This window comes from Clostridium pabulibutyricum (genome assembly GCF_058242705.1).
The window spans coordinates 431941-457458 of the sequence record NZ_JBZAYZ010000001.1; the positions used below are offsets into that span (position 1 = coordinate 431941).

Below are 25518 nucleotides of genomic sequence, written 5' to 3' on the forward strand. Positions count from 1 at the left end.
GGTGGATTGCGATTAAAGATGTCTGCGTATGAAGAAGAGGTGATGCGTATATGTCAGAAGGATACTTAATTTTGTTCTTCGGTTTATTTTCAATAACTGCTATTTGTATAGTGGCACTGTCTGATAAAAAATCAGATATTAAGATAGAAAATAAAATAACTTTGAAACCAGATGAAATAACGTCTGATATTAAAGTAGACATAAATAACGAAAAAAATAATAGATAGGCCCTCACAAGATCTATCTATTATCTAAGTCATGTAAACTATCAAGCAGACTAATTCGTAATCCACCCTTCTTATTACTAATAGTATACCATAAATTATGAAAACTATACAAATAAACTTCATATATATAAACGAACATGTCTAATGAATCAAATACCAGAAATTAAAAATAGAGATGCAAAAGAACCTAGAGAATTTTTTCTAGGTTCTTTTGTATTCACGTATTAATTTTCACGAGCCTTAATTTTGTATAATGTAATTTATTAAATAAAAATTTTAATGGAGGGATGCTGTGTGTACTATAATTATGGATCAGAAGATCAAGTAAAGCTTTTAAGCATTATTAAAAAATTGGGCTGCATAACTATAAAACAGCTTGAGATTATATCAGAAATTTCTAATACACCACAGATAATAGAACAAACTTTAAAGGGGAGGAACCCGTGCATAAAAAGACAGGGGAGTATAGTTTACTTTTCAACTTCTAAAATAGACATGAATATGATTAAGGCTCTGGATGTATTTAGCTGCATATACCCAAATATGCCCGTGAGTTGGTATGATAGAGCAGAATTTCCGTTTTTTATATCATTTATACAGAAAAATAAATTGTATGATATTTCTTATATAGCTCAAGGACAGGAGGTAATAATGAGTACACTTTTAAACAGATGTAGATCTCAAAGGATAATAATTGTAATTGATAGTAAGAAGGAAATTAATAAGATAAAATTAATTACCAAGCATTATAAAATTGTATTTTTAAATGACTAATATGAGGAGGAGATTAGATTGAAGAAAGAAAGGAAAATAGTTACTACTCTTTTAAAAAATTATTACAGAGACATGGGTATAATTGCCCTGTATAAGAGGCAATTAGAACTTCTCTTATATGGACTTACAAAGCAAGTTAGTGATGATGAAAAAAAGAAAATTGAAAATAAGATAGTATCATTGAATACGAAGGTTAAACAGCTTGAATTTAAAAATTGCCAGCTAGATTTAATAGTGAATAGTATAAAAGAAGAAAATAGTATAAATGCAGATATTCTCGATATGAAGTTTAAAAAGAATTATTTAATCACAAAAATTTCACTAGAATTGCATTTTAATGAGAGTACTGTATGGGAAAGAGAAAAGTCTATATATAGTTATATATATCAGTGCCTTGACGATGAATCTCTTTCACATGCAGATGAAGGAAAGTCTGGAACAGCATATCAAAATAAAAAGAAGAAAAAGACAAGGGAGACTCCAAAACAAATCCAAGAATAATCCAATTCCAAACCGTATTCTGGACCACATTTTAACCCAAGAATAAGACCAATTTTAGTTAAATTGCGTGGTATATAATTGGTCTTGGGAGGTAGGAAAATGATAAAATTAAAATCTAAAAAAGCCAGCTATAAGGTTGATGGAAGTAGCAATATTTATGTTATAGAAAATAAAATAGAACAATTATTAATATGGTCAGCAAGGCAATTTTAAAATCCGCTAAAATTGGAGATAAGTTAGCATTAGAAAATTTAGTTAATAAGAACATAAAATATATCTATTGGGTTGCACATAAATATTGCCTTCAGGGTATAAGTTGTATAAGTTTTGAAGACCTTGTATCTGAGGGAAAACTAGGTTTATTTAAAGCACTAAAGAACTATGACATTGAAAATTCATCTGAGTTTCTTGCATATGCATATCCTTATATAAAAAAAGAAATGCTTAATTATATAAATAACAATATATTCTATGTACACATGTCTGATTCACAAATCCGAAAATATAACAGCACCAAGAGATCACAAAACAATAAGTTCAAAAATTTTAAATTTCAAAATGTCATATCTATTGATAATTCAACTAATGCTTTTAATTTATGTATTGAAAATAGTGAAACAAAAGTTAACGATGATATCTTTTGGTACGATCTGCAGTTCTATGGATTATCCAGTACTGAAATTTTTGTTATCAAAAAATTTTATGTTGAGGGCTTTCAATTAAAAGAAATTGAAAAGATGCTCAGCATGGAAAAAAAGATGGTAACAAAAATAAAAAACAGAGCACTTACAAAGCTTAAAGAGATATTCAATCAAGGTGCAGAGAAAGATTCGTGCCGGTACACAGCAGAAGGGGGTGATTAATTTGAATGCATCATTCATTCCGCTGATGACGTTATATGCATATGCCGAGTCCGCTGCACAGGGCGCTTCTCAAAGTTCAATTCGACCAGTATCCGCCGAATCATTTTCAAATGCTCTTGTTTCCATAGTAAGTACTTTTTATGCAACATTAAGTCCTATAATTCTTCCAGCCGCTAAATTAGGACTTTTAATATCCGCACTCGTGCTTCTTATAGGCAGTATTTGTATGTCAAAAACGCTTAAAAGGGTTGCGTGGGGCGGAATTGTAACTACTGTAGTAGTTCTCTTTCTGTATTACTTAGGCCCTGCTATTTTTGGTTATATAGTTACCGTACTTAAAACAGGCGAACAAGCTGTACATTAAAGGAGGTGATGAATTGTTTAAGAAACTTAAAAATGTTTTGTTAGATTTATTTCTGACTGTATCTGCTGTTGTTGCTGTAAGATGTCCTGTATTTGCAGACAGTATAGATCAGGCTATAAGTACCCAATCGTCGAATGCCGTTGAAAGTAGACTGTTTGGCTCTACTAAAACAGTGCTTATGGCAGTAGGTGGAGGTGCTATAGCAATAGCTATGGGTATTGTTGGAATTAAAATGATTCTAGCTCATAAAAGAGAAGAAACACGTACAGAAGCCCTTGCAAGTATAGGGTGGATTGTAGGTGGAGCTGTAGTTATTGGAGCCATAAGTATTTTTGTCGGATTCTTCTGGGGAACTTTTGGATTAAAAAAATAATAGTTAGTCCGTCAGATACCTGATCTGGCGGACTAATATCATAAGGAGGAATTTTTGATGAGAAATTTTACAGTACCATATAGTTTGGAAAATGAAGATAAGATTATCGGCGGGTATTTGTCTCTCAGACAATTTGCGTGGATTGTACTTGCAGGGCTTATAACACTTATGCTTTTTGTAATAAACACGGGATATATAACCAGAACTTCTGTTGGAGGCAGTGTAAGCCTAAATGCACTATCGTTGATATTTAGAATTATAGTGGCTTTGCCGTGTGTTGTAGGCTGTTCACTTATGGCAGTTTTAAAAATAAATGATATAACTGCTGATAGATATGTTATAAAGCTTATAAAATTTAAATTTAGGAAGCACGAAATAAAATTATATGAGAGGAAGTGAGAATTTTGCTAATAGCAGTAATACTTGTTGTTGTTGGATTTATGTTTCCATTAGGTGCATTTATCTATATAAAAAAAGATGATAACAACAAAAAAAGCGGCAAATACATTAATAACACTGACATTAAAGATATTAAAAGTGATGTAAAGAAAGAAGATAAACATTTTAAGCCTTTAGAGATCAAAAAACTCATAGGTATAGATGATATAAAGGACAATGTTGTAACTCTTATGAATGGAAACAGGAGAATTATACTTGGAATATCATCTCCTGATATTTCCATACTTACGGACGATGAGATTAATTTTATGGAATTAAAACTTCTTCAATTTGCGATATCTCTGAGTGACTCAATTCAATTTTTTACTACTCCAACAAGGATAGAAACTAAAGAGCCGGCAAATCTTGTCCTTAAGACAGTTGAATCAGATGATGAATCAATTCCGGAAGGACTTAAAGTATATGCAGATAATTTATACAGTTCATATAAAAGAATAGAAGACAGCAGGGGCGTATATGTACTAAAAAGTTTCTGTGTAATAGGAACTTCATTAAAAGATAAGGCAAGGGCACTTAATGATTTGAGGTATAAGTGCAATATTGTACTTTCCAAACTAATAGGTGCCAAGATGAGAGTTTCTGTTCTAAATTCTGTTCAAGGAGCACAGCTTTTCACAGATATTCTTCAGAGAGGAGACAATGTACAGATAGAAAAACTTGTTAAAAATGGTGCACTTGAGTTATATACAGAGGGAATAGGACAGGAGATATATTCATCGGAAGGGGAAAATAACGAAGTTAAGGAAGGTGAAAGTGATGTTTCCAAAAAAGAAGAAATCTCATAATAAGAAAAATAAAAATGATAAAAACAATAGTAGAGACACAAATAAATCTGATGATATATTTGATAAGACCTCTGAACTAATGGATATGGTATATCCGGATACGTTTGTAGAAGGTAAAGATTTCTGCTATCTCGGACCGAATAAGTATGTGCGTGTATATGCAGTTACCAATTATCCCCGTCAGACTAACATAGGATTTTTTAATGATCTTTTCACACTGGGGAATATAGATGTTTCAACTTATATAGAACCTATAGAGGATTCACATATAATAGATAGGCTGACATCAAAATATTCAGAATTAAAATCAAATCTAAATCTTCAGCTCAAGCACGGATATGCAATGGATTATGGACTTGCACATGCCGCATCTGACATAGATGCACTGAGGGAACTCATACAGACCAATAAAGAGAGAATGTTCTTTGCGCAACCAATTATTTTTATATGGGGTTCAAATCTAAAAGAGCTTGATAATAAATCCAATGCTCTAAATGACTTATGCAGCAGAAAGTCCCTTAAAATAAGATGCTTGACACTTGATCAAAATGTTGGTTTTAGTTCAGGGCTACCTACATTGAATCTTTCATTTTCACAGAATCTTAAAAATGTAACTACAGGTTCAGTTGCATCTCTCATACCACTTGGAAATACGCAGCTGTCACACCATGGAGGAATTCTATTTGGAAGAAATTTAAATACACAGTCGTATATCTTCTACAACAATTTCATAGGTGCTCCAGAACTTACAAATCCACACACTTTTGTATGCGGTACATCAGGTGCAGGCAAAACAGTATTTATGCATGTAAAATCTGCAAGAGGTACTGCAGCAGGAAGGTGGAGCGTTATATTAGATCCAAAAGGTGATTACAGAAAACAAGCTAAAGAACTCGGTGGCCAATATATAGACCTTAAACCTGGAATAAAATCAGGAATAAATCCATTTGAAGTTGAGATAGAAGAAGATGATCATGGGAAAAAGAAAATAGACTTGTATGGTAAGAGAAGTGAAATTATAAATATGATTTCAATTTTCGCAGAAAGATTTAGAGGACAACCCCTTAGAGGTCAGGAAATTACAGCGGTGGATGAAGTGGTGTCAAAACTCTATTCTGCTTCTGGTATAACAGAAGATGCCGATTCACTGTATATAGCAATTGAGAAAGCGGTAGATGGAAAATTTTATACCGGAAAAAAGAAAAAGAGGCTTCCCATACTATCCGATTTGAGGCGAGGTCTTATTGAATACAATAGAAGGGCAAATCTAAAAGGTCTCACTGAGCTGACCGAGATTATGAAAATGATAACTGGTGATGGACCAATGGCTATGTTTGATTGCCAGAGCAGTGTTTTGCTTGAAAATAGATTACTTGTTATTGGTTTTAAGGGGCTTTCAGATGAGTTTACGAAATTTTTTGCAACAATAAACACAATGTCATGGATCTGGTCAAAGTTCTCGAACTGGAAATTAAAAGATGTCCTTAAAGATGTGTATATAGATGAGGGTTCTCTATTTGCAAAATATGAGAAAGCACTGGATTTTATAGATAATATAGCACGTCTTGGAAGAGCGTTTCATATAGGACTTACGCTTGCTACACAATTTATAGAGGATTTTATATCTACTACTCAAGGAAGAGCTATTGTGTCATTATGTGCTACTAAAGTTTTATTAAGATTAGAGCCAAATGTAGCCAGACAGACTGCTGAGTTTTTTAATCTCTCAGAAAATTGCCGCGACTATATATCAAGTTTTTCTAGTGGACAAGCTATTCTTCTTACGGAACAGGACATTGTTCTTATGGAAGTTGTTCCTGAAAAATTTGAATGGGAATTTTCTGAAATGTAAAAGAGAGGAGGTAATACTATTAATACTCTTAGTAGGTCTAAAAATATAAGTATTATAAAGATATTTGTAAGTATGTTGTTTATATTTTTATTTTTTTTTACGGTTCCATGCTCAAATGTAAAAGCAGAAGAAATTCAAAGATTTTCACCTACAAAAATTGAACTAGCTGCAAATACAACAACTAATACAGAAAAAGCTTCTTTTAATTTAACTGCAACAGATACAAGTAAGGCACAGAAAACTGTTACTTACTACCTGTATATGTTCGGCGGGAGCATTATAGCTTTTGCCATGGGACTTGTTGCAATAAGAATGATACTTACAAAGAACAGTGACAGTAAACGTGAGGAAACAATGACTGCACTTGGCAAGATAATACTTGGATGCGGGCTTTTAGGTTCATGCATACTTATTTCAGGGTTCCTTGTAGGTGTCGCAAATCATATAGGATCTGTACTTACAAATGGATCATCTTCTGTTATAAATTCTCCTACAGCGAATATAACGGATGATGATGGCAACTTTATCACGAAGGCATTTGCAAATATATTCACTTCGATAGAAAAATGTGTATTTAATCTTTTCAGTACATACTTCGGGTTCCTGCCGCTAGATAAACTTATATTCAATTCAAAAGCGAATGTTTTTGGGATTACAGGGACGATTTCAGTTCCACCATTTACAGATACAGAGTGGTCGAATTTAAATTATATGTATTTAAGAGTCACATCTATATGTGCCCCTATTGTACTTATTATGGTAGGAAAGTCTGCAATTTCACTTATTATGTCTGCAAATAAACCTGCTCAGAGATCAGAGTTTCAGGAAGATATATGCAGATGGCTTTTCTCACTTGCGCTTATAGCAGTCGGACCAATTCTTTTAAGGGGATTGTTCCTGTTTGCAAGCTATATGACAGATGCTGTAGTTGCAATGTTCAATGCATCTTTTGGAAAGGATAACTACGTCACTAATATATCTATGGTTGACAGTATACAGACTGGTTCGGTACTTACGAGTGCGATAGTTAAATGCCTGTTTGCGTGGAAGTACTTCCAAATAAATATGTTATTTCTCGTTAGAAAAATTGTCCTTACTGCGATGTATGCTTTTACACCACTTGCAGCTCTTTTCTGGGGGATAGATAATAAGACACAGGCTATACAGATATGGTTTGGAGAGATGATAACAAATGCAGTAATGCAGTTTTTCTATGCATTTACATTCAGTATAATGATTATAAGTTTGTCAGGTTCATCATGGAAAAATTGGTTCTACTCTATAATATGGATATTCTCACTCGTTAAAATTGCCGAAGTGTTTAGAAATTCTCTTCAAGGTCTCTTCACAAAACTTGCAGGTGTAGATGAAATGGCTATTGCAGGAAAGTCCTTTGGTCCTGTATCAGCTGCAGCTTCTGGAGCCATAGGAGCAATATCAAGAACATTCAGAGGCAGCAGTGCATCGAAGATTTCGGAAGGAATGAGAGGTTTCAGAAGTTCACCTATGGAGGCCGCTGTATTTGGAGGTACAGGAAGGAAAAATACTGAAGGTGTTTCTGGAACTGTAAATCCGCTTGATAGAAATGTTGCTTCAAAGATGTCTGACAACGGGAAAAATAATATAGGTGATACTAATTCGGAAACAGCTTCTAATTCTAACGGTAACATGGACACTAAGAATGCAAATAAAGTTAAAGAAGAAAGTATAACAGGAAATCCACAGGCAGCAGGAAATACTGCAAAAGAGGATGGAAGTCCTGATTTTGAATTTGAAAGTACAGATGCATTCAGCGATCCATTTATGAGTGAAGGTGGAGATACAAGTGGAGTTGGCACTGGCAGCAATATTGGTAGCAGTGGAGAAAGCGAGGGTTTTTCAGCAAATGCGGATTCTGATACAGAAGGTTACAAAAATGATATTCCATTTGGTAATTCTACAGTAGATACTAACGGATTTAATGGTGTAAATACAGTCCCTCCTATAACGGATTCAAAAGGAAATGTAAATATGGATAATTTAAGGGCTGCAAGTTCAAGACACAGACTGTATTCTTCAATGCTCAACGATAATCTTAAAAAGTATGCTGCTAACCGTCCCGCAGGTGCAAAAATACTTGGAGAAATTTCAAGAGCAGGCAATTTCAGAAATGAAACTATGGCAAATAGAGTCATAGCCGGCAAAGCTATAAATGCAACTGTAAAAGATATGCAGTCTCTTGCAGGTGGAGTGGATAAGCTGAGTAAACAAGATGCACTTTCACAACTGTTTGGTGGGGATATAGGCAAATCTTCAACTCAAGCAGCACATGATAGAACTAATGAGGCAGAAAATACTGTTTCAAGGAATATAAATAACTTTAAATCAGCAATTTCACGTGGTGATATGGGAAGAGCTTCTCAAATTATGGATAGTGCAAGTCCTATGAATAATCTTTCACTTAAACAAAAAAGTGCTGTAATTGCACATACCGATCCATATACCAATGTTGATGGGTTTAGGTGGTGAGATTTTGAATAGCAATAAAGATGGATTTTTAAAAAGAATGGTCAAAAATAAAGCAAAATCTTTTGCTAAAAAATTTGTAACTAGAAATCCAATTGTGCTGGGGGTAATAGCCATTACCCTCGTTGCTTTTATAATTTTTGGTGCATTTGCCGCTGATATTGGAGATATGGGAAACAACACTATAAATTCTTCTCTTTCAGATAAAAACAACCAGGATATTGTAAAAGATTTGGAACAGTACCTTGATGACAAGATAAATGTTGGTATACCTGACTATATAAAATACGGAGATAGCTATTCGGAAAGCGGTGGAAGTAGTTCATCTGTAACCATACCTTCTGATTTTAAAAGTACAAGTAATGTTGTAAATTATGCACTTAAATTTCTTGGAGTTCCTTATGTATGGGGAGGCTCAAGTCCGTCAGGTTTTGACTGTTCAGGTCTTGTAATGTATGCTTATGCTCATTTTGGTATAAACTTACCAAGAACTTCTCAAGAACAATTTAAAGTTGGGACTTCAGTTAGTAAATCAAAATTAAAAGCAGGAGATTTACTGTTCTTTGAAGGAAATCCTCCGGGACACGTGGGGATGTATATAGGTGATGGCAAATATATTCAAGCACCAAAAACAGGAGATGTTGTTAAGGTATCTTTGCTAAGTGGCAGAAATGATTACACAGGTGCGAGGAGAATAGCGAATGTATCTGATAACAATAGTGGCAATTCATCAGATTCAAGTGATAGCAGTGCGGATACAGTAAATGATTCTGTATCAGATAGCGGTACAGATTATACTGATGCATACAATCTAATAAGAAAATTTTATCTTAGTCCAGGAAATGTTTTTGGATACATGAAGTATATGGAGATGTCTCTTGGTGTAAAACCAGAAGATTTCTTTGATGGAAATGAAAAAGATAAAAAAAGCCAAGATAAAAATGATTCTAATAATCCAACTGAAGAAAAATCGAAAATTTCTCAGGAATTTATAAAAAAGAAGATAGAAAAAAATTCACATAAAGTGGCTGATGAACTTAAACCTGAATTTACCATATCTACAGAGACTACCACAGATGTCATTACATCTGAAAAAGAGGTGACTATCATTGGAATTGATACAGGTAAAAAAATAACTACTACAAAGAAGGAAAAAGGTTCAATAGCTGTAGTAACCCACATCAGCAGTATATGGGGAGAAATAGACCTCCAGTACACACAGCAAACTTTTACTTATACGGATTCTGACGGAACACATACGGTAACTAAGCCTGTATACAGTGGATATAAATTAAATGGAAAGCTGTTTGCAAAACTTAGAAAGATAATAGAAACTGATTTTCCGAACGAGAAGGATGTGGATGATGCCATTTACTTCATTATAGAATCTGGATTTGACTTTGATAAGAAAGAACAAAATGGTGACTGGATAAATGGTAAGTTAAGTGACTTAACTCTTGATTCACTTCTTGCAGATTTAGGAGGCTCAAGTACAGGATCTTCGGCTGGAATGATACCTATTTTTTATCAATGGGATAAAAGATGGGGAAGTAATTCATATGCAGGTTCCACAATGGACAAGCTTGGTTCAGCTCCTACATCCCTTGCTATGGTTGTAAGTGGTCTTGAAGGAAAGCTCGGTTCTTATGATAAAAATAAAGACGGAATACTGGAACCTGATGAGGCGGCAAGTTATCTCAAATCTTCAGGTGTAGTGAAAGACACAGATGCCAATGATGTTTTTCAGAAAGCTGCTTCATCTTTTGGACTTACCATAAAGCATTATAGCAAAGCACAATATAGCAGCGTTATATCAGAATTAAAGGCTGGTTATCCTGTAATTGCAAATGTACATGGAAGCAGCGGTATTTCGTATGGGAGCCCTGGTTCTACTTTCACACAGGGTAATCACTATATTGTACTCACGGATATAGACAGTGGCAATAAAGTTACTGTACACGATCCGCTTAATAAGAATAATCAGAACAGCCGTACATGGGATATGTCCAGTATAATAGCTCCCGAAACATCAGATTACTACGTATTCAACAATCCTAACATTGTATATAAAAGCGGTGTGGCAACGGCTTACACTGGAGATAATATTGGACAAAATGGTGGAACACTGGCTGCTTGGAATGGCATGAACCTGTCAAACAAAAATTTGTCCAATCATTTAATTGCAGCTGATAAGAGTATACCTTTTGGTACTCTTGTAATTGTAAAAGTACCTGAGAACAAAAGATACTGGAAGATGTCAAATGGTCAGAAGGTGGATGCTAACGGTGCTTATGTTGTAGTAGATAGAGGTGGTGCTATAACAAATACTCACATAGATATTTATTTTGGAAGCGGTTCATATTACAATACGGCGAGCGGTGGTGGAATAGCCAACCAATTCGGAAGAGTTAGCATAAAACTTAGAGTTTCTAAGAGTAAATTGAGTTATTCAGATGCATTAAAACACTAGAGGAGGAAATTTATATGGATTCAACAAAGAAAAGGATACTTCTTATAAGCACTACCGCTGTATGCATATTATTTATAAGTACTGCTCTATTTTATAAATCTGCATCCGGGCATTTTGATTCCTCTGATAAATATGATTATCTAAAACAGGGTTATAGTATTTCTGAGAAGAAAAGATTTGATGAAAACAAAGAATATGCTGACAGATACAACAAACGTATATCAAATATGGACAAGCTTAGCACTCCAAGCAAGGGTTCTAAGGCACCTGATACTTCAGAAGTATCAGGTGCTGAAACTTCAAACTCAGACTTCTCACTGTATTTCATGTTTAGCGGTGGTGTACTGAATACTGACCAATATATAGATTCCGAGGATAAAGTGAAAGCGGGACTGAAGAACCTAAGCGTGATAGAAAATACTAAGAATTTGGCTTCTTATTTTGTGGAAAATAAGGATACGCTTAAGAAGCTGTATGGAATAGAAAGTGCTGCTAGTCTGGAAAAATTAAAAGAAAAATATTTAAAAATTGGGTCGTCTGTTCAGGTAACTACAGACAATACTTTTTCAAAATCATCAGATGGAAAAATATTATTTGATATTAAGATTTCAAGTTCAGGTACTTCTATTAATCTTAATCAGAAAATAACTTTGAGTTACGCAAATGATATATCAATGAATGTTAAATGGATAGTTTAGAAAAATAGTTGATTATTCCCGCTGAAATGGGGGGGTAAAAAGGTTGTATGATTTCTGGTGAGAATTTTTTCTGAAAAAATCCAATTTTGAGCCCAACTTTAACATCAAGAATAATCCAAGAATAAGGCAGATTTTGCAGTCGTTTTTTAGTTTATGATTTAATTAAAAGAGATGGAGGTATTTAAATGAATTTAAAAAAATTAAACTTTTTGAGTGTTAAAACTCGGAGAAAAATTGCTGCAGGTACTCTAAGTATTGCACTTGGATTATCGTTTGTATCTGGAAGTATATCTAGCATTGTATTGGCGGATGAAAATGGAATTAATATATCAAATTCTGTTATAAAAGCTTTTGCTGATGAGGTTAGTCAGAACAATATAAAAAAAATTATTGATATTGATTTATATGGGACTACTTTTATTTTAAAAAATGACGGTACTGTATATAAAAATTGTATATCTAATAGCAATAAGTTAAGTGTTAATAATGTAAAAGATATAATACCAATCTATGCTAAGTACTATACTAGATCTGTCTTTTTTTTGACTAATAGCGGAGAAGTATATGCATATGGAGAAAATGATACAGGACAACTTGGACTAGGAGATATAAAAGACAGGCTTATGGATCCAGTTAAAGTTAATATAAGCAATGTTAGAAAAATAGTTATTGGATGTTATAAAAATGTTTATTTTATCAAAAGTGATAATACTGTCTTTGTTTGTGGGAACAATGTAGATGGTGGTAATGATCCAGGATTGCTTGGCATTGGGAATATTCGTAACATTACTAAAATACCTACTCAAATAGATCTATCTGATATAAAAGATGTTATACCAAGTGGTGCTAATGTTTTTTATTTAACAAATACAGGAAAGGTTTATATTACCGGTTGCCAACATGATGAACCATATCTATTTTTTACTAATGCGCAAATAAATAAAATAATAACTGTAGATTCATCAGATGGAGATAATGGGAGGTCTAATCCAGTATTTTTTTTAATGAATGATGATGCTAAAAGTGTGTATGTCTATGGAGAGAATTCAGCAGGTGAACTTGGAACTGGAAATGATACTAGAGTAACATATCCAACTAAAATTAACATAAGTAATATTAAAGATATTGCAGCGTCTTTTTTTGATTATGGTTGCTCAGAAACCGTATTTTTAACTTATGATGGTTCTGTATATACCTGTGGCAATAATAATACGATTAAGAACTATTCATTAAAAAAATTGGCTGGAGTTGATACAATAGATCAATTTTGTTTTAATTATATGGTAAAAAGAGATGGAACTTTGGTATATCTTTCTGATGATCATACTTTAAAAGATATTAAATATCCATCAGGAGGTAATGTTAACATATCTGATATAAAAGATGGATGCTTTGATCCAAATGATTCTTTACCAAAACTTCTTATTGATAAAAATAATATTTTATATTTTTTACGTTATTATCGTGATCCTGAAAATGTAACTTCATTGGTTTATAATAAGACTCGGTACACAATAGATAAAATGTACAATGCAGATGATCAGTCAAAGTATGGTTCATGGTTCACTGGATATTACTCGAAATCTTTATATGACAATAATGATCTTATGCAGTTCGTATTGAATAACACAGATGGAACGGCTACATTGAGTAACGGCGGTGTAATAAAAGATGATAGTCAGATAAAGAATAAATATTTCCTTTCAAATGGCTCTATGATACTTATAGATAATTACGGTATGGTACAGTATTATGAAAACCTTACAACAACAGAACCGGCTACTCTTCCTATAGATGGCAGTGGGATTATAGGAGCTGATACGCTTGTGTTTGGTAGCGGTACGTCTGCAGTACAGCATCCCGTGTTATATTTTGGAAGTTCTTCAAAGTATATAGATACAGATGGTAGCCTAAAAACATTTACTCTAAAGAAAAATGATGTTTCAAAGATGTTTGCATATAAGTATAAAAAAGGAGTATCTCAGTATATGCTTATAGAAAAATCTGATGGCTCTTTGGTTTACCTGGATTCAAACGGAAAGCAGCAGGATTTCGGTCTCAACATGAATGATGTATCCTATATTATGCCTGCTACCAATGTAAATAAAGATATTTTTGTTATGAAAGATGGTACACTTAGAGACGATAAGGGTGTTGTATCAATGCCTGATGGTGTAACGTTAAAGACTATATGGTCAAATAGGGTTTTCGAAATGTCTGATGGATTTCTATATACATTCCAGGATCGTACATTTAAAAATACTAATACACTAGCGACTTTTGCAAAGCTTGCACAGAACAATGCATTGCTTTTAAAGAATGGAAATTTTCAGCTTGCAGACACATCAGGAAAATTAACTAATGATCTTGATGTAAGTGGAAATGATGTTAAATATATGTCACAGCTCGACTCAACCAACATGTACCTTATACTCAATGATGGTACAACTTATGGTGTTGGTGATAAAGTACAGGGAGACAGCCTTGAAAACCATGGGGTAAAGATATCTGATGTGTCTGCATTTTTATCAAATGGTTCAGATAATGCTGCACGGGCACTTGTTACTAAAGATGGTACTGTTTATACTAATCCAGGTTCATGGACTAAGAATACTCTAGTTCATTTTAGTTCAGACGCAGTCACGGAAGCCCATGGAGAAAATCCAGTATATACGAATCCACAGGATGTATTGGACGACTATAAGAATTCGAAAGATCCAGGAATAATAAATAAGCTCCCTGGTGGTACGGATGAAAAAGGTGAAATATCAAATGGAACAAATCCATCAGATACAACGTCACCAAGTATAGATATAACGGGAAATCCAACAGAATGGACAAATAAATCCGTAACGTTAAGTGTAACAGCGTCAGACGAGACAGGAGGTAGCGGTATAGCAAGTATAACAATGCCTGATGGCTCAACTGTTACAAGTGGAAGTGGGACATACAAGGTTACGAAGAATGGTACCTATACATTTAAGGCAACAGATAAGGCAGGAAATGTTACAACAAAAGAAATTACTGTATATATAGATACAGCAACACCAACAGCACCAATTATTTCAAACAATAACGGAACTGTAACAATAACGGCAGGTGCAGATTCGGAAAGCGGAGTGAAAGAGACAGATTACAGTATAGATGGAGGAGCATATCAGAGGTATACTGTACCATTCACCTTAGATACAGGCAGTCATACTGTAAAAGCTAAGACGATAGATAATGCAGGAAATGTCAGTAGAGAGATCTCACAAAATATAACGATCGGAGCATCTGACACAACATCACCAAGTATAGACGTAACAGAAAATCAAACAAACTGGACAAATAAATCCGTAACGTTAAGTGTAACAGCGTCAGATGAGACAGGAGGTAGCGGTATCGCAAGTATAACAATGCCGGATAGTTCAACCGTTACAGCTGGAAGTGGGACATACAAGGTTACGAAGAATGGTACCTATATATTTAAGGCAACAGACAAGGCAGGAAATGTTACAACAAAAGAAGTTACCGTGTCTAATATAGATACAACAGCACCAACAGCACCAATTATTTCAAACAATAACGGAACTATAACTATAACAGCAGGTACAGATTCAGAAAGCGGAGTGAAAGATACAGATTACAGTATAGATGGAGGAGCATATCAGAGGTATACAATAGCATTTATTTTAGACTTTGGGAGTCATATTGTAAAAGCCAAGACTGTAGATAATGCAGGTAATATCAGTAATGAAGCAACTGTCAACGTTACAGTGGATAATCAAGATATGAAAAATGCTCAGGATGCTGTAGATAAAGCTTGGCAAACATTAGACCAGGACGATCTTGATAAAGCTAAGAAAATAGTTGATGGTCTTCCTGATGGAAAAGATAAAGACAACCTTGGGGCACAGATAGGTGACATACAGAATAAAATAGATAATAAAGTGGCTGACAAAGCTCTTGAAGCTGCGGAAGCAGCCGTTGTAAAAGCAGAGAAAAGTTTAAAACAGAGTGATGTTGATTCTGCAAGAGCTCTTGTAGACAAGCTATCTTCGGGAAAGGACAAAACTGATTTGGGAAATAGACTTGATGATATAGTATTAAATAATACTATATCTGCTATAGATAAGGATATAACTTCATTGGAGAAAGATGTGAATAATCATATAGCTTACAACATCAATATGGATATAGATAGCTACAAGGAAAAAGTATCAGCTTTACAGAGTAGAGTAGATGCATTGCCTGATAGTGTGAGCAATACAAAGACATCTTTCAGCAATAGACTTAATGAAATAGAGAATAAGCTTAAGAATGAACAGATAATTCAAAATGCCATAAAGAAAGTGGAAAATGCACTGGACAAAGCTGGCAAAACGTTAGATAAGGGTAATATAGATGATGCCCAAAAAGCCATAGATGATTTGCCTTCAAGTATAGATAAGACTAAATATAATAATGAACTTAGAACAATCAAGCAGGAACTGCAGGCACAGACTGCCAAAGATGTAACATCAGCAAATGCCGCTGTAATGAAGGTATCGAGGACAAAATCACTTGATGATCTAAATACAGCAAGATCACTTGTGGATAAATTGCCGGACAGCTCACAGAAAACCCAATTAACCAACCAACTTAATATAATTGCAAGGTTCTGCAAATAGTTTAAAAAATAAAATCCAGGACAGAATAAATAATTCTGCCCTGGATTTTATTTTTGACCAACCTCGTTTTGCTAGAATGGAAACAAATCAAATTTGGGAGGAAAAGTGAAAATGGAGAATAATAAAATATTTTTGTGTATTGTTTTTGCCATAACTAAGTTTATAAATATATTTTACATATTTACTGAAAAATATGGGATATTTGTTATACTGTTATTTCTGATATTGAATAAATTGAGTATGTCTCTGTATATTATAATTGTATTTTTAACTGCATATATTTCGCTTAAATTATATACTAAGATAAATAATGTGTTATGCATCGGAAAAATAACACATTCAATAAATATGAATTTTGATATAAATATTAGAAAATTAATAGGTAAAAGAAAATCGTGGAATAGTATATATCTTTTAAACAAACTAGTGGATGAATTTGTTGACGGTCTATCAGAAGTGGCACTCAATCCTAAAAAATATAAAGTGAAAGAAGGCAAGATGTATAAATTCAGAACTCATGGTGCTGTATATGCACTCTTTCAAAGAAAGTTAATAAAAATGAACGACGGAATTTTTATCTATGATAAAGATTCCGTTGATATGGTCGTAAGGAAAGCTGGGCATCACACCGCACATAAATTCACTTTTTCGGATAAGCTCACTTTCATAGTAGAGCGTATGCTTATTCAGAGAAGCTTCTCTCAAATGCTCAATTTTTTCAGTAATCTTAAATTAAATGAAATTACATCCGTTAATTTTGAAGTAGAGTTCAAAGCAAAAAAGGTATATTTAAAAACAGTAGATTGATAGATGGAGATTAGTTTTAATAAAGAGTGGTTTTTTATGACCGCTCTTATTTTTTATGTTCAAATACCACATATTAAGTATAGAAGATAATTTTAGTTTATACCTAATCGGGTGATATTTAGTTTTGGACATAAGACTAATAAATTTATGAAAGGTGGAATGTATTATGAAAATTAATGATTTTGGAGAAAAAATAGGAGGGGCAAAGAAAGATTTATGGAAGGAAAGAAATTTTTATATAGATGATCTTGATACCTTATCTGATGGAGAAGCATTCAAGTATTGTACAAAGGAACAGGTATGGAAAAAGCCAGATTATAAGAAACTGTGCGAATATAAATCAAAACTTCTTGTGTTTTGTATAAAGAAGATCAGAGATTCACTTCCGGCAAAAGTCAAAGCAACATCAGACACAGAAAAGAATTTGTTGAATAGAAAAAAATTTGTTGAATTTATATCCCTTGTCAGGGATATTGCTATGGAACTTAAATCTGAAGAAGAACTCAAAGATTTATTCCAGAGGATATTTATTGCAAATGGTTATTATAGCAATAAAGGCTGGACTGTGAAAGTATATCGAAATTCAAATATAACTAATAAATTTGTAAAAAATGTACAAGCTATACCGCTAAAATTAAAACATTTCCAAAAAGAAATTAACAGAATTGGTTTTCCAGATTCTTTTTCCAACAGAAAAAAATTAGAAGTCAGAGAACTTGAACCAGGCAAATTTTTTGTGTGTAGGAGTGCAGCAAGCGGATATTGCTATTCACGTATATGTGAAACTCCATTTACAAGTGATGAAGAAGCACAGGAATATATCAAGACAATATCTCAAAGTAAAAGTGTTTGTGCGTTTCACTTGAAGAAACCAGAACTTGAAAATATTAAAAGAAAAGGAAAATATCAAAGAAACTTTCAAGTTTCCACATCCGATATTTATAAGACATTCAAATTTAGAGGTGGAGAATTTGGAAATTATGCTTCTGACAGTGAGAGACAAATGCATCTTAATTATTGTTTTGATGCCTTAATGGATCTGGCATATATATTAAATGTAGAGCCTTCTTTTTTAGCATTAAAGCGGAAAGATGGATCAAGTCTTGGAATAGCATTTGGTTCAAGGGGTAGTGGAAAAGCTGTGGCACATTATGAACCTTGTAGAAATGTCATAAACATAACAAAAGTAAAAGGAGCCGGGAGTTTGGCTCATGAGTGGGGCCATAGCATGGATGCTTTTTTTGGCAATATGCTTGGCAGTAATATGGAACATCCTTTCGCAAGTTCTAGTATTATTTTTAAGAATAATACTGTACCAAATGAATTGGTTGATTCTTTTAATGTGTTAGTCGATTCTATAAAATTCACTTATGCATCAGAAGAGAAAGCTAAAGAGCAAACTACAAAGGAAAATAAAGAAATTATTGAAATTATTGAAAAGAAAAAGAAAAGTTTAGAAAGTATTATGGAATATGTAATGGAAATTTTTTCTTGCCAGCAGGATCAATATCATGGGAAAAGAATATTACGTGCTGCATCAAAAGATGAGATTAAGGAATTTAATGGTTTCTTAGATGATATCTTAGAGAATAATTCATCTGCAGAGCCTATATATTCTCTATATAAAAAAGTTAAGGGAAGAATACCACGTAAGGCATACAGGAAAAATATAGACCTCATTATATATCAGATATCTATATTAAAAAAAGAACTTAAAAATATAGATGAAGCGAATGTGCTAAGAAGAAAAGAATCATCTAATTTCTTAAAAGAATCGGAGAAGTTAGACAATGCTAGAAAAAAGCCATATTACAGTTCTATAGTAGAAATGCTCGCAAGAGCATTTGAAGCATATGTTGAAGATGCCATGACTCAGGAACAATTTGTAAGTCAATACCTTGTGCACAGCACTTCTAATTCAGTATATTTTTCAGATATTAAACCTTATCCGGAAAGTCAAGAAAGAAAAAACATAAATAAGAATTTTGAAAATTTTTTTGTGTTGCTCAAAAAATATCTAAATGTTAAATCATTTGGCACAGATACTTTGGTCCAATCTGTAGGTATAGAAAAATCTTATGAAAATAAAAAAGTCATTGAATCTTATGGAGTTCAAGGCATTTTTGTTGGAAAACAACTGAGCTTATTCTGAAAAAATATAAAAAACCATAAATTTTGAATACAAATACCACATATTAAGTTATAGAAGACATTTTAGTTTATGCTCAATTGAGTAATATTTAGTTTTGACCATAAGGTTAATATGGAGAACTTTCAATACATTTTATTGAGGTTCTCTTTTTATTTTTATAAAAGGTGGGTTGATAGCATTTATCTACATAATAAACAAGTAAGGGAGAGATTTATATGAATAGCAAAAACGTATTTGCATGTATAAGAAATATATTTAACGGAAATAATCAAAGACTTAGAGAAGAAAATAAAGCTCTTAAAGAACAGATTGATCTATATGAAAAATTAGAAAGCAAAATAAAAGAACAAGTCCTTGATTTACAAAAAAAATTAGAAGATGAAGAAAAGTTAAAAAAGCAAATTTCAGATCTTAAATATTTTATAAAGGAAGTAATGCCTGAAATACTTACAGACAAATTTCAGGATAAGAAAGCAGCATATTATACTTTCTTAAAAGTTGCAACTAGAAAAAATTTTAAAAATAAGACCACATTGAAGAAAGATAAGGAAGAGCCGAAGTCCCAAAATGTACAAGAACCAATTGATATAAGTGCTGTTGTGTAAATAAAAAAATAGAAAAGGTGGAATGTATTATGAATAGAGTAGTTTTGATTGGCAGGCTAACGAAAGATCCTGAGCTTAGATTTACACCTGGCAATGGTACTGCTGTAGTAAGAGTTACATTGGCTGTGGATAGAAGATTCTCTAAAGCAAAGGATGGAAAAAAAGAAGCGGATTTTATTCCAGTAGTTGTATGGAATAATCAAGCAGAAAATCTATCTAAATACACAGTTAAAGGTAATCTTATAGCTGTGAGCGGTAGAATTCAAACTGGAAGCTATGAAGCTAAAGACGGTACTAGGAGATATACGACTGAGGTAATTGCGGAGGAAATTCAATTTTTAGAATGGAATAGTAGCAATTCTAAAGCTTCAAACAACAAAGCTAATAATTATAATAAGTCAAATCAATTCAATCAATCTCAGCAAAATCAGAGTAATAGATTCAATGATGATTTTGTTGATGTTGGTGACGATATACCATTTTAAAGGGGGATTAAAAATGAAAACTAAGGAAAAGAACATAAGGGAAAAAATGATTGAAGAAATGGAGGATCTAACTGAATTACGGGATATTGGAAAAAAAGGTCTAAAAATAAACAGAAATGAATTAAATATTGTATCAAGAGAACTTGTAAGTATAAAGAAAAAACTTGGAATGTTTATATAGCAAATAAAAAGCTGTCATTTTAATATGGCAGCTTTTTGTTTACCAAATATAACGAAAGGTGTTGTTAAAAATGGATATAGATTATGAAAATGATATGAGATTAAATATTCTAAATGTTGCTAGCTTATGTGGTATTAATGATGTAGAACGGGAAGGTTACAGATATACAGCTACATGTCCATTCTGCGGAGCAAAACGAGGCCATTTTTATCTGACTCCAGTGGATATGACAAATACAAATTATAAAAACGTATATAGATGTGTAAAATGTGGATCATCCGGTTCACACATTAAATTATATGCAGAGCTCCATAACTGCTCGAATAAAGAGGCCTTTAAGGAGATATTGGGAGTTAAGGCAATAAGTGATGTTGAAAATAAGATGAAAAAAGTAGAGAAATTCTATGAGAAAAGTATTGTTCCTATGGCTGATATAACAAGTAAAGATAAAACATATAAAAAGCTTATATCACTGTTATCTATAAGTTTTGAACATAGAAAGAATCTATTGAATAGAGGACTGTCTCTTGAACAGATAAAAGAAAATGGTTATGTTACTCTTCCAAGTAGCAGGGTTTTAAAGGGAAAAATATGTATTAAGTTGCAGGAATTAGGGCTTGATTTGAAAGGTGTACCTGGATTTTATTTAGATAAGTACAATAAGTATACTTTTTGGACACCAAAAGAAGGAGGATTTCTTGTTCCGGTTAGAGATATATACGGAAGAATACAGGGATGCCAGATTAGGAAAAATGGAATTAATGTAAAGAAAAAATATCCATGGTTCTCATCAGGATATATGGAAGGTGGATGTCAGTCAACAGGATTTTTTCACGTCAAGTGGAACAAAAAACATTCCTCTGAAAAAGTATTTATAACCGAAGGACCTTTAAAAGCTACTATTGCCAGCATATTATCAGATGTTACGTCTTTGGCTGTTCCTGGAGTTGGAACATACAAAGGTTGTGCAGATGTATTAAATGAAATGAAATCTAAAACTATATTTTTAGCTTATGATATGGACAAGTACTCAAATGAAAAAGTTATGGAACATCAGCATAATTTATACATCTACTTGAAAAAAAGCGGATTTAATGATGTGAAGATTTCTGAATGGAATCCTAAGTTTAAAGGAATTGACGATTACTTAAACCATATCAAGTGTTCTAAAAATGGTACGAATATTAATTATATAGTAAATTAATATATATAAGTATAATTTATCCATAAAAAATGTTATTTTATGCCGAATTTTTATTTAAAAGGTGGAGATTTAATGAATATTAAAAATATATTTGCAAGTGCTGGACTTGTAACACTGGTTACAATCGCGACTATGTCATATCAGGTTAAGGCTGCTGGAACTACAAGGATAAGCGGAGAAAACAGATACGAAACTGCTGCCAATGTTGCAAGCACAAATTGGACAAGCTCGAGTTGTAAAAATGCAATCATAGTGTCAGGAGAAAGCTATGCAGATGCAGTAAGTGCATCGGTACTTGCCAAAACGCTAAATGCACCGATACTATTTACAGAATCTGAGTCGCTCGATTCCAATACACAAAATGCTCTTGAAAAGTTGAAACCAGAGAATATTTATATAATAGGTGGAACTGGAGTTGTTTCGCAGTCGGTTCAGAATTTGCTTTCGGATTATAACGTAACAAGACTGAGCGGAGAAAACAGGTACAGCACAAATCTTGCAGTAGCAGACAAACTTGTTGAACTTGGAGTTAAGGCAAATAAAGTGCTTGTAGTTGGTGGACAGGGATTTTCAGATGCACTTTCCACTGCTCCTATAGCTTCGGCCAAGAATGAAATATTATTATTGGCCGATAATAATGAAAATGATATGGAAGGTACTGCTGAATTTGTTTCAAAAAATAATTCGGATGTCATGGTTATAGGAACTGAAAACATGGTAAATTCTAAAATCTATAATAAATTAAATGCTTCTAATAGGCTTGATGGTGGAAAAGATAGATTTGAGACAAACTTGAAGATATTAGATTATTATAAGGATAATTTAAAGAATAATAAGATGTATGTTGCTGACATAGCCGGTAACAGTTATGCAGATGCACTTGTTGCCACAGCTCTGTCAGGTAAATATTCTGCACCGCTTGTTTTTACAGGAACAGAAGGAGAAACAGGCACAATTAATGCCATTTTTTATATCAATAGTAATGCAGATAAGTACTCCACATCTATAAATGTTGTGGGAGGTACCGGAATTCTTCCAAACTCAATAGTTAACAGCATAAGTCCTTCTTCATCAAAATCAAGTGATAACGACCATGATAGTTCATCAAGTCACAGTTCATCTTCTGGTAGTTCTTCATCTAGCACTTCACAGCAAGCTATAGCTGTAGCAACAACTGCTGTAGAAAAATCAGAGTCTAGCAAATTACAAAGTGATGTAGATTCAGCAAAAGCTTTGGTGGATGCTTTAGAAGATAGCACAGATAAAACTAGTTTATTAACTAGACTACAGAAAGTTCAGCAGGAAATAGATGAGGCAAAAGAGCAACAAGTTTTGAGCGATGCAACAACTGCTGTAGAAAAGGCTGAGTCCAGCAAAGTACAGGCAGATGTTGATTGTGCTAAGATATTGGTAAATGCACTTGTAGATAGTAAAGATAAGACAGACTTATTAAATAGACTACAAGTTGTTCAAGAATATATAAATACTCAAAATGATAATAATGATGGTTCATCTTCGGATGATTCATCTAGTAATTCACAGCAAGCTTTAGACAATGCCACATCAGCAGTTGAGAAAGCTGAAAGTAGTAAGACTCAAAGTGATGTAGATTCAGCTAAAACTTTAGTAAAAGCACTTGTAGACGGTACAGATAAAACAAATTTATTAAATAGACTGGCAGTAGTACAAAAAGCTATAGATGATAAAACTGCCCAAGATGCTGAAAATGCTGCTTACCAGAAAGAACTACAGGATGCAACAAATGCAGTTGCAAAAGCAGAGAACAGTAAGTTACAGGCAAATATAGATTCGGCAAAAAACTTAGTAGATAAGCTCAATGACAGCGATAAATCAAGCTTGAACTCAAGACTTGATGTAGTTCAACAGGAAATAGATGATGCAAAAGAGCAACAGAAGGAACAACAGGCTTTGAGTGATGCCACATCGGCTGTAGAAAAGGCTGAGTCCAGTAAGCTTCAAACAGACGTAGATTCAGCTAAGACTTTAGTAGATGCATTACCTGATAGTACGGATAAGAATGATTTGGTAACTAGATTACAGGTAGTTCAAAAAGCTATAGATGATAAGGATGCCCAGGATGCTGAAAATGCTGCTTATCAGAAAGAACTACAGGATGCAACGAATGCAGTTGTAAAAGCAGAAAACAGTAAGTTACAGGTAGATGTTGATTCGGCAAAAAACTTAGTAGATAAGCTCAATAACAGCGATAAAGCAAGTTTAGGTTTAAGACTTGATGTAGTTCAGCGGGCAATAGATGATGCTGAAGAGCAACAGGATTTGAGTGATGCAATATCAGCTGTAGAAAAGGCTGAGTCCAGTAAGCTTCAAACAGACGTAGATTCAGCTAAGACTTTAGTAAATGCATTACCCGATAGTACGGATAAGAATGACTTGTTAACTAGATTACAGGTTATTCAAAAAGCTATAGATGATAAGGATGCCCAGGATGCTGAAAATGCTACTTATCAGAAAGAACTACAGGATGCAACAAATACAGTTGTAAAAGCAGAAAACAGTAAGTTACAGGTAGATGTTGATTCAGCTAAGACATTGGTAAATGCACTTGTAGATGGTAAAGATAAGACAGACTTATTAACTAGATTACAGGTAGTTCAAAAAGCTATAGATGATAAGGATTCTGAAGATCAAGTTATAACAACACATGAGGGATTTTATAATGCACTTGAAAATGCATTTGAAAATTGTGATACTATGTTGGATATTTATACAGATTCAGAAGATATGAGCAAGTACAATCCTGTTACTACGATAAATGAGCTTGAAATAAATCGTCCTGATCTAGCTGCAGAATATCTTGGAACAAATAATAATACTGCAACTAAAATATCTGACAACAAATATGAATTTAAATTAAATTTTGAGTTTGGTGATACTACGGAAGTTTTACTTCAAAAAAGAGAGGTATCACAGAATAAAGTAAGTCAAATTATAGAATCAGTAATAACTGCAGATATGACTGATTATGATAAGGAACTTGCTCTTCATGATTACCTAGTGAATAATTGTGAATACGATCCTACTGTCATAGCTGGTGATATTCCAGATGGTAGAGATGACGATTATACTGCATATGGGGCTTTAATAAATGAAAAGGCAGTATGCCAGGGATATGCTGATGCAATGTACAGACTTCTAAAAGCAGTAGGAATTAAGAGCATTATGGTATCTGGCACTGCTACAAATGGTGTTAATACAGAAGCTCATGCGTGGAATATTGTTACTATAGGAGGACAAACTTATCAATTTGATGCCACGTTCGATGATCCGTCTTACAAAGATGGAAGAAATAATCCAACTCATGATTATTTCAATATAACAGATTCTCAGCTTTCAAAAGACCATACGTGGGACACAAGTGAATATCCAGCATGTAACAGCACAGATTATTCATATAAAAATTAATTTTCAAGTAAGAATAAAAATAGGAGTGGTTTTTTATGACCACTCTTATTTTTTTATGTTCAAATACCACATATTAAGTATAGAAGATAATTTTTAGTTATGCTCAATTGAGTAATA

Annotated in this window: 20 protein-coding genes; all 20 read left to right on the plus strand. The window is 33.3% G+C overall.

The window, feature by feature from the left end:
• Window positions 1-50 precede the first annotated feature (50 nt).
• Complete coding sequence (locus AC4CVH_RS02230; protein WP_490786083.1) at window positions 51-227, plus strand: hypothetical protein; 177 nt, start codon at window positions 51-53, stop codon at window positions 225-227.
• Between the two features lie 294 nt (window positions 228-521).
• A complete protein-coding gene (locus AC4CVH_RS02235; protein WP_490786084.1) occupies window positions 522-1001 on the plus strand; it encodes a DUF5697 family protein in 480 nt (159 codons plus the stop codon).
• 18 nt (window positions 1002-1019) lie between these two features.
• Window positions 1020-1502: a hypothetical protein gene (locus AC4CVH_RS02240; protein ID WP_490786085.1), complete on the plus strand. Its 483-nt coding sequence runs from the start codon at window positions 1020-1022 to the stop codon at window positions 1500-1502.
• Between the two features lie 191 nt (window positions 1503-1693).
• On the plus strand, window positions 1694-2365 hold the full coding sequence (locus AC4CVH_RS02245; RefSeq protein ID WP_490786086.1) for a sigma-70 family RNA polymerase sigma factor: 672 nt from the start codon (window positions 1694-1696) through the stop codon (window positions 2363-2365).
• A gap of 1 nt (window position 2366) precedes the next feature.
• On the plus strand, window positions 2367-2729 hold the full coding sequence (locus tag AC4CVH_RS02250) for a hypothetical protein (protein WP_490786087.1): 363 nt from the start codon (window positions 2367-2369) through the stop codon (window positions 2727-2729).
• 13 nt (window positions 2730-2742) lie between these two features.
• Window positions 2743-3102: a hypothetical protein gene (locus tag AC4CVH_RS02255; protein ID WP_490786088.1), complete on the plus strand. Its 360-nt coding sequence runs from the start codon at window positions 2743-2745 to the stop codon at window positions 3100-3102.
• Between the two features lie 57 nt (window positions 3103-3159).
• Window positions 3160-3501 (plus strand): PrgI family protein, encoded by a 342-nt coding sequence (locus AC4CVH_RS02260; protein WP_490786089.1) that lies wholly within the window; start codon window positions 3160-3162, stop codon window positions 3499-3501.
• 5 nt (window positions 3502-3506) lie between these two features.
• Window positions 3507-4346 (plus strand): hypothetical protein, encoded by an 840-nt coding sequence (locus AC4CVH_RS02265; protein ID WP_490786090.1) that lies wholly within the window; start codon window positions 3507-3509, stop codon window positions 4344-4346.
• The gene (locus AC4CVH_RS02270) at window positions 4318-6198 is read left to right on the plus strand and encodes a VirB4 family type IV secretion system protein (protein ID WP_490786091.1); all 1881 of its coding nucleotides are present in this window, start codon (window positions 4318-4320) and stop codon (window positions 6196-6198) included. The genes AC4CVH_RS02265 and AC4CVH_RS02270 overlap by 29 nt, the downstream gene beginning before the upstream one ends.
• Before the next feature lie 72 nt (window positions 6199-6270).
• On the plus strand, window positions 6271-8706 hold the full coding sequence (locus AC4CVH_RS02275) for a hypothetical protein (RefSeq protein ID WP_490786092.1): 2436 nt from the start codon (window positions 6271-6273) through the stop codon (window positions 8704-8706).
• Window positions 8707-8710: 4 nt separating this feature from the next.
• Complete coding sequence (locus AC4CVH_RS02280) at window positions 8711-11173, plus strand: NlpC/P60 family protein (protein ID WP_490786093.1); 2463 nt, start codon at window positions 8711-8713, stop codon at window positions 11171-11173.
• A gap of 14 nt (window positions 11174-11187) precedes the next feature.
• The gene (locus AC4CVH_RS02285) at window positions 11188-11871 is read left to right on the plus strand and encodes a hypothetical protein (RefSeq protein WP_490786094.1); all 684 of its coding nucleotides are present in this window, start codon (window positions 11188-11190) and stop codon (window positions 11869-11871) included.
• A 185-nt stretch (window positions 11872-12056) separates the two neighbouring features.
• On the plus strand, window positions 12057-16523 hold the full coding sequence (locus tag AC4CVH_RS02290; RefSeq protein WP_490786095.1) for an OmpL47-type beta-barrel domain-containing protein: 4467 nt from the start codon (window positions 12057-12059) through the stop codon (window positions 16521-16523).
• Window positions 16524-16634: 111 nt separating this feature from the next.
• Window positions 16635-17330 (plus strand): hypothetical protein, encoded by a 696-nt coding sequence (locus AC4CVH_RS02295; protein WP_490786096.1) that lies wholly within the window; start codon window positions 16635-16637, stop codon window positions 17328-17330.
• Between the two features lie 166 nt (window positions 17331-17496).
• Window positions 17497-19482: an LPD1 domain-containing protein gene (locus tag AC4CVH_RS02300; RefSeq protein ID WP_490786097.1), complete on the plus strand. Its 1986-nt coding sequence runs from the start codon at window positions 17497-17499 to the stop codon at window positions 19480-19482.
• Window positions 19483-19697: 215 nt separating this feature from the next.
• On the plus strand, window positions 19698-20087 hold the full coding sequence (locus AC4CVH_RS02305; RefSeq protein WP_490786098.1) for a hypothetical protein: 390 nt from the start codon (window positions 19698-19700) through the stop codon (window positions 20085-20087).
• A 29-nt stretch (window positions 20088-20116) separates the two neighbouring features.
• On the plus strand, window positions 20117-20572 hold the full coding sequence (locus AC4CVH_RS02310) for a single-stranded DNA-binding protein (protein WP_490786099.1): 456 nt from the start codon (window positions 20117-20119) through the stop codon (window positions 20570-20572).
• Window positions 20573-20585: 13 nt separating this feature from the next.
• Complete coding sequence (locus AC4CVH_RS02315; RefSeq protein ID WP_490786100.1) at window positions 20586-20753, plus strand: hypothetical protein; 168 nt, start codon at window positions 20586-20588, stop codon at window positions 20751-20753.
• A 70-nt stretch (window positions 20754-20823) separates the two neighbouring features.
• Window positions 20824-21957: a DUF3854 domain-containing protein gene (locus AC4CVH_RS02320; protein ID WP_490786101.1), complete on the plus strand. Its 1134-nt coding sequence runs from the start codon at window positions 20824-20826 to the stop codon at window positions 21955-21957.
• A gap of 72 nt (window positions 21958-22029) precedes the next feature.
• The gene (locus AC4CVH_RS02325) at window positions 22030-25401 is read left to right on the plus strand and encodes a cell wall-binding repeat-containing protein (protein WP_490786102.1); all 3372 of its coding nucleotides are present in this window, start codon (window positions 22030-22032) and stop codon (window positions 25399-25401) included.
• Window positions 25402-25518 lie beyond the last annotated feature (117 nt).

Coding starts and splice junctions, on each gene's coding strand:
- AC4CVH_RS02275 (WP_490786092.1), top strand. CDS start 6,271: ATGTTGTTTATATTTTTATTTTTTTTTACGGTTCCATGCTCAAATGTA.
- AC4CVH_RS02230 (WP_490786083.1), top strand. CDS start 51: ATGTCAGAAGGATACTTAATTTTGTTCTTCGGTTTATTTTCAATAACT.
- AC4CVH_RS02305 (WP_490786098.1), top strand. CDS start 19,698: ATGAATAGCAAAAACGTATTTGCATGTATAAGAAATATATTTAACGGA.
- AC4CVH_RS02315 (WP_490786100.1), top strand. CDS start 20,586: ATGAAAACTAAGGAAAAGAACATAAGGGAAAAAATGATTGAAGAAATG.
- AC4CVH_RS02260 (WP_490786089.1), top strand. CDS start 3,160: ATGAGAAATTTTACAGTACCATATAGTTTGGAAAATGAAGATAAGATT.
- AC4CVH_RS02245 (WP_490786086.1), top strand. CDS start 1,694: ATGGTCAGCAAGGCAATTTTAAAATCCGCTAAAATTGGAGATAAGTTA.
- AC4CVH_RS02285 (WP_490786094.1), top strand. CDS start 11,188: ATGGATTCAACAAAGAAAAGGATACTTCTTATAAGCACTACCGCTGTA.
- AC4CVH_RS02270 (WP_490786091.1), top strand. CDS start 4,318: ATGTTTCCAAAAAAGAAGAAATCTCATAATAAGAAAAATAAAAATGAT.
- AC4CVH_RS02310 (WP_490786099.1), top strand. CDS start 20,117: ATGAATAGAGTAGTTTTGATTGGCAGGCTAACGAAAGATCCTGAGCTT.
- AC4CVH_RS02300 (WP_490786097.1), top strand. CDS start 17,497: ATGAAAATTAATGATTTTGGAGAAAAAATAGGAGGGGCAAAGAAAGAT.
- AC4CVH_RS02320 (WP_490786101.1), top strand. CDS start 20,824: ATGGATATAGATTATGAAAATGATATGAGATTAAATATTCTAAATGTT.
- AC4CVH_RS02325 (WP_490786102.1), top strand. CDS start 22,030: ATGAATATTAAAAATATATTTGCAAGTGCTGGACTTGTAACACTGGTT.
- AC4CVH_RS02295 (WP_490786096.1), top strand. CDS start 16,635: ATGGAGAATAATAAAATATTTTTGTGTATTGTTTTTGCCATAACTAAG.
- AC4CVH_RS02290 (WP_490786095.1), top strand. CDS start 12,057: ATGAATTTAAAAAAATTAAACTTTTTGAGTGTTAAAACTCGGAGAAAA.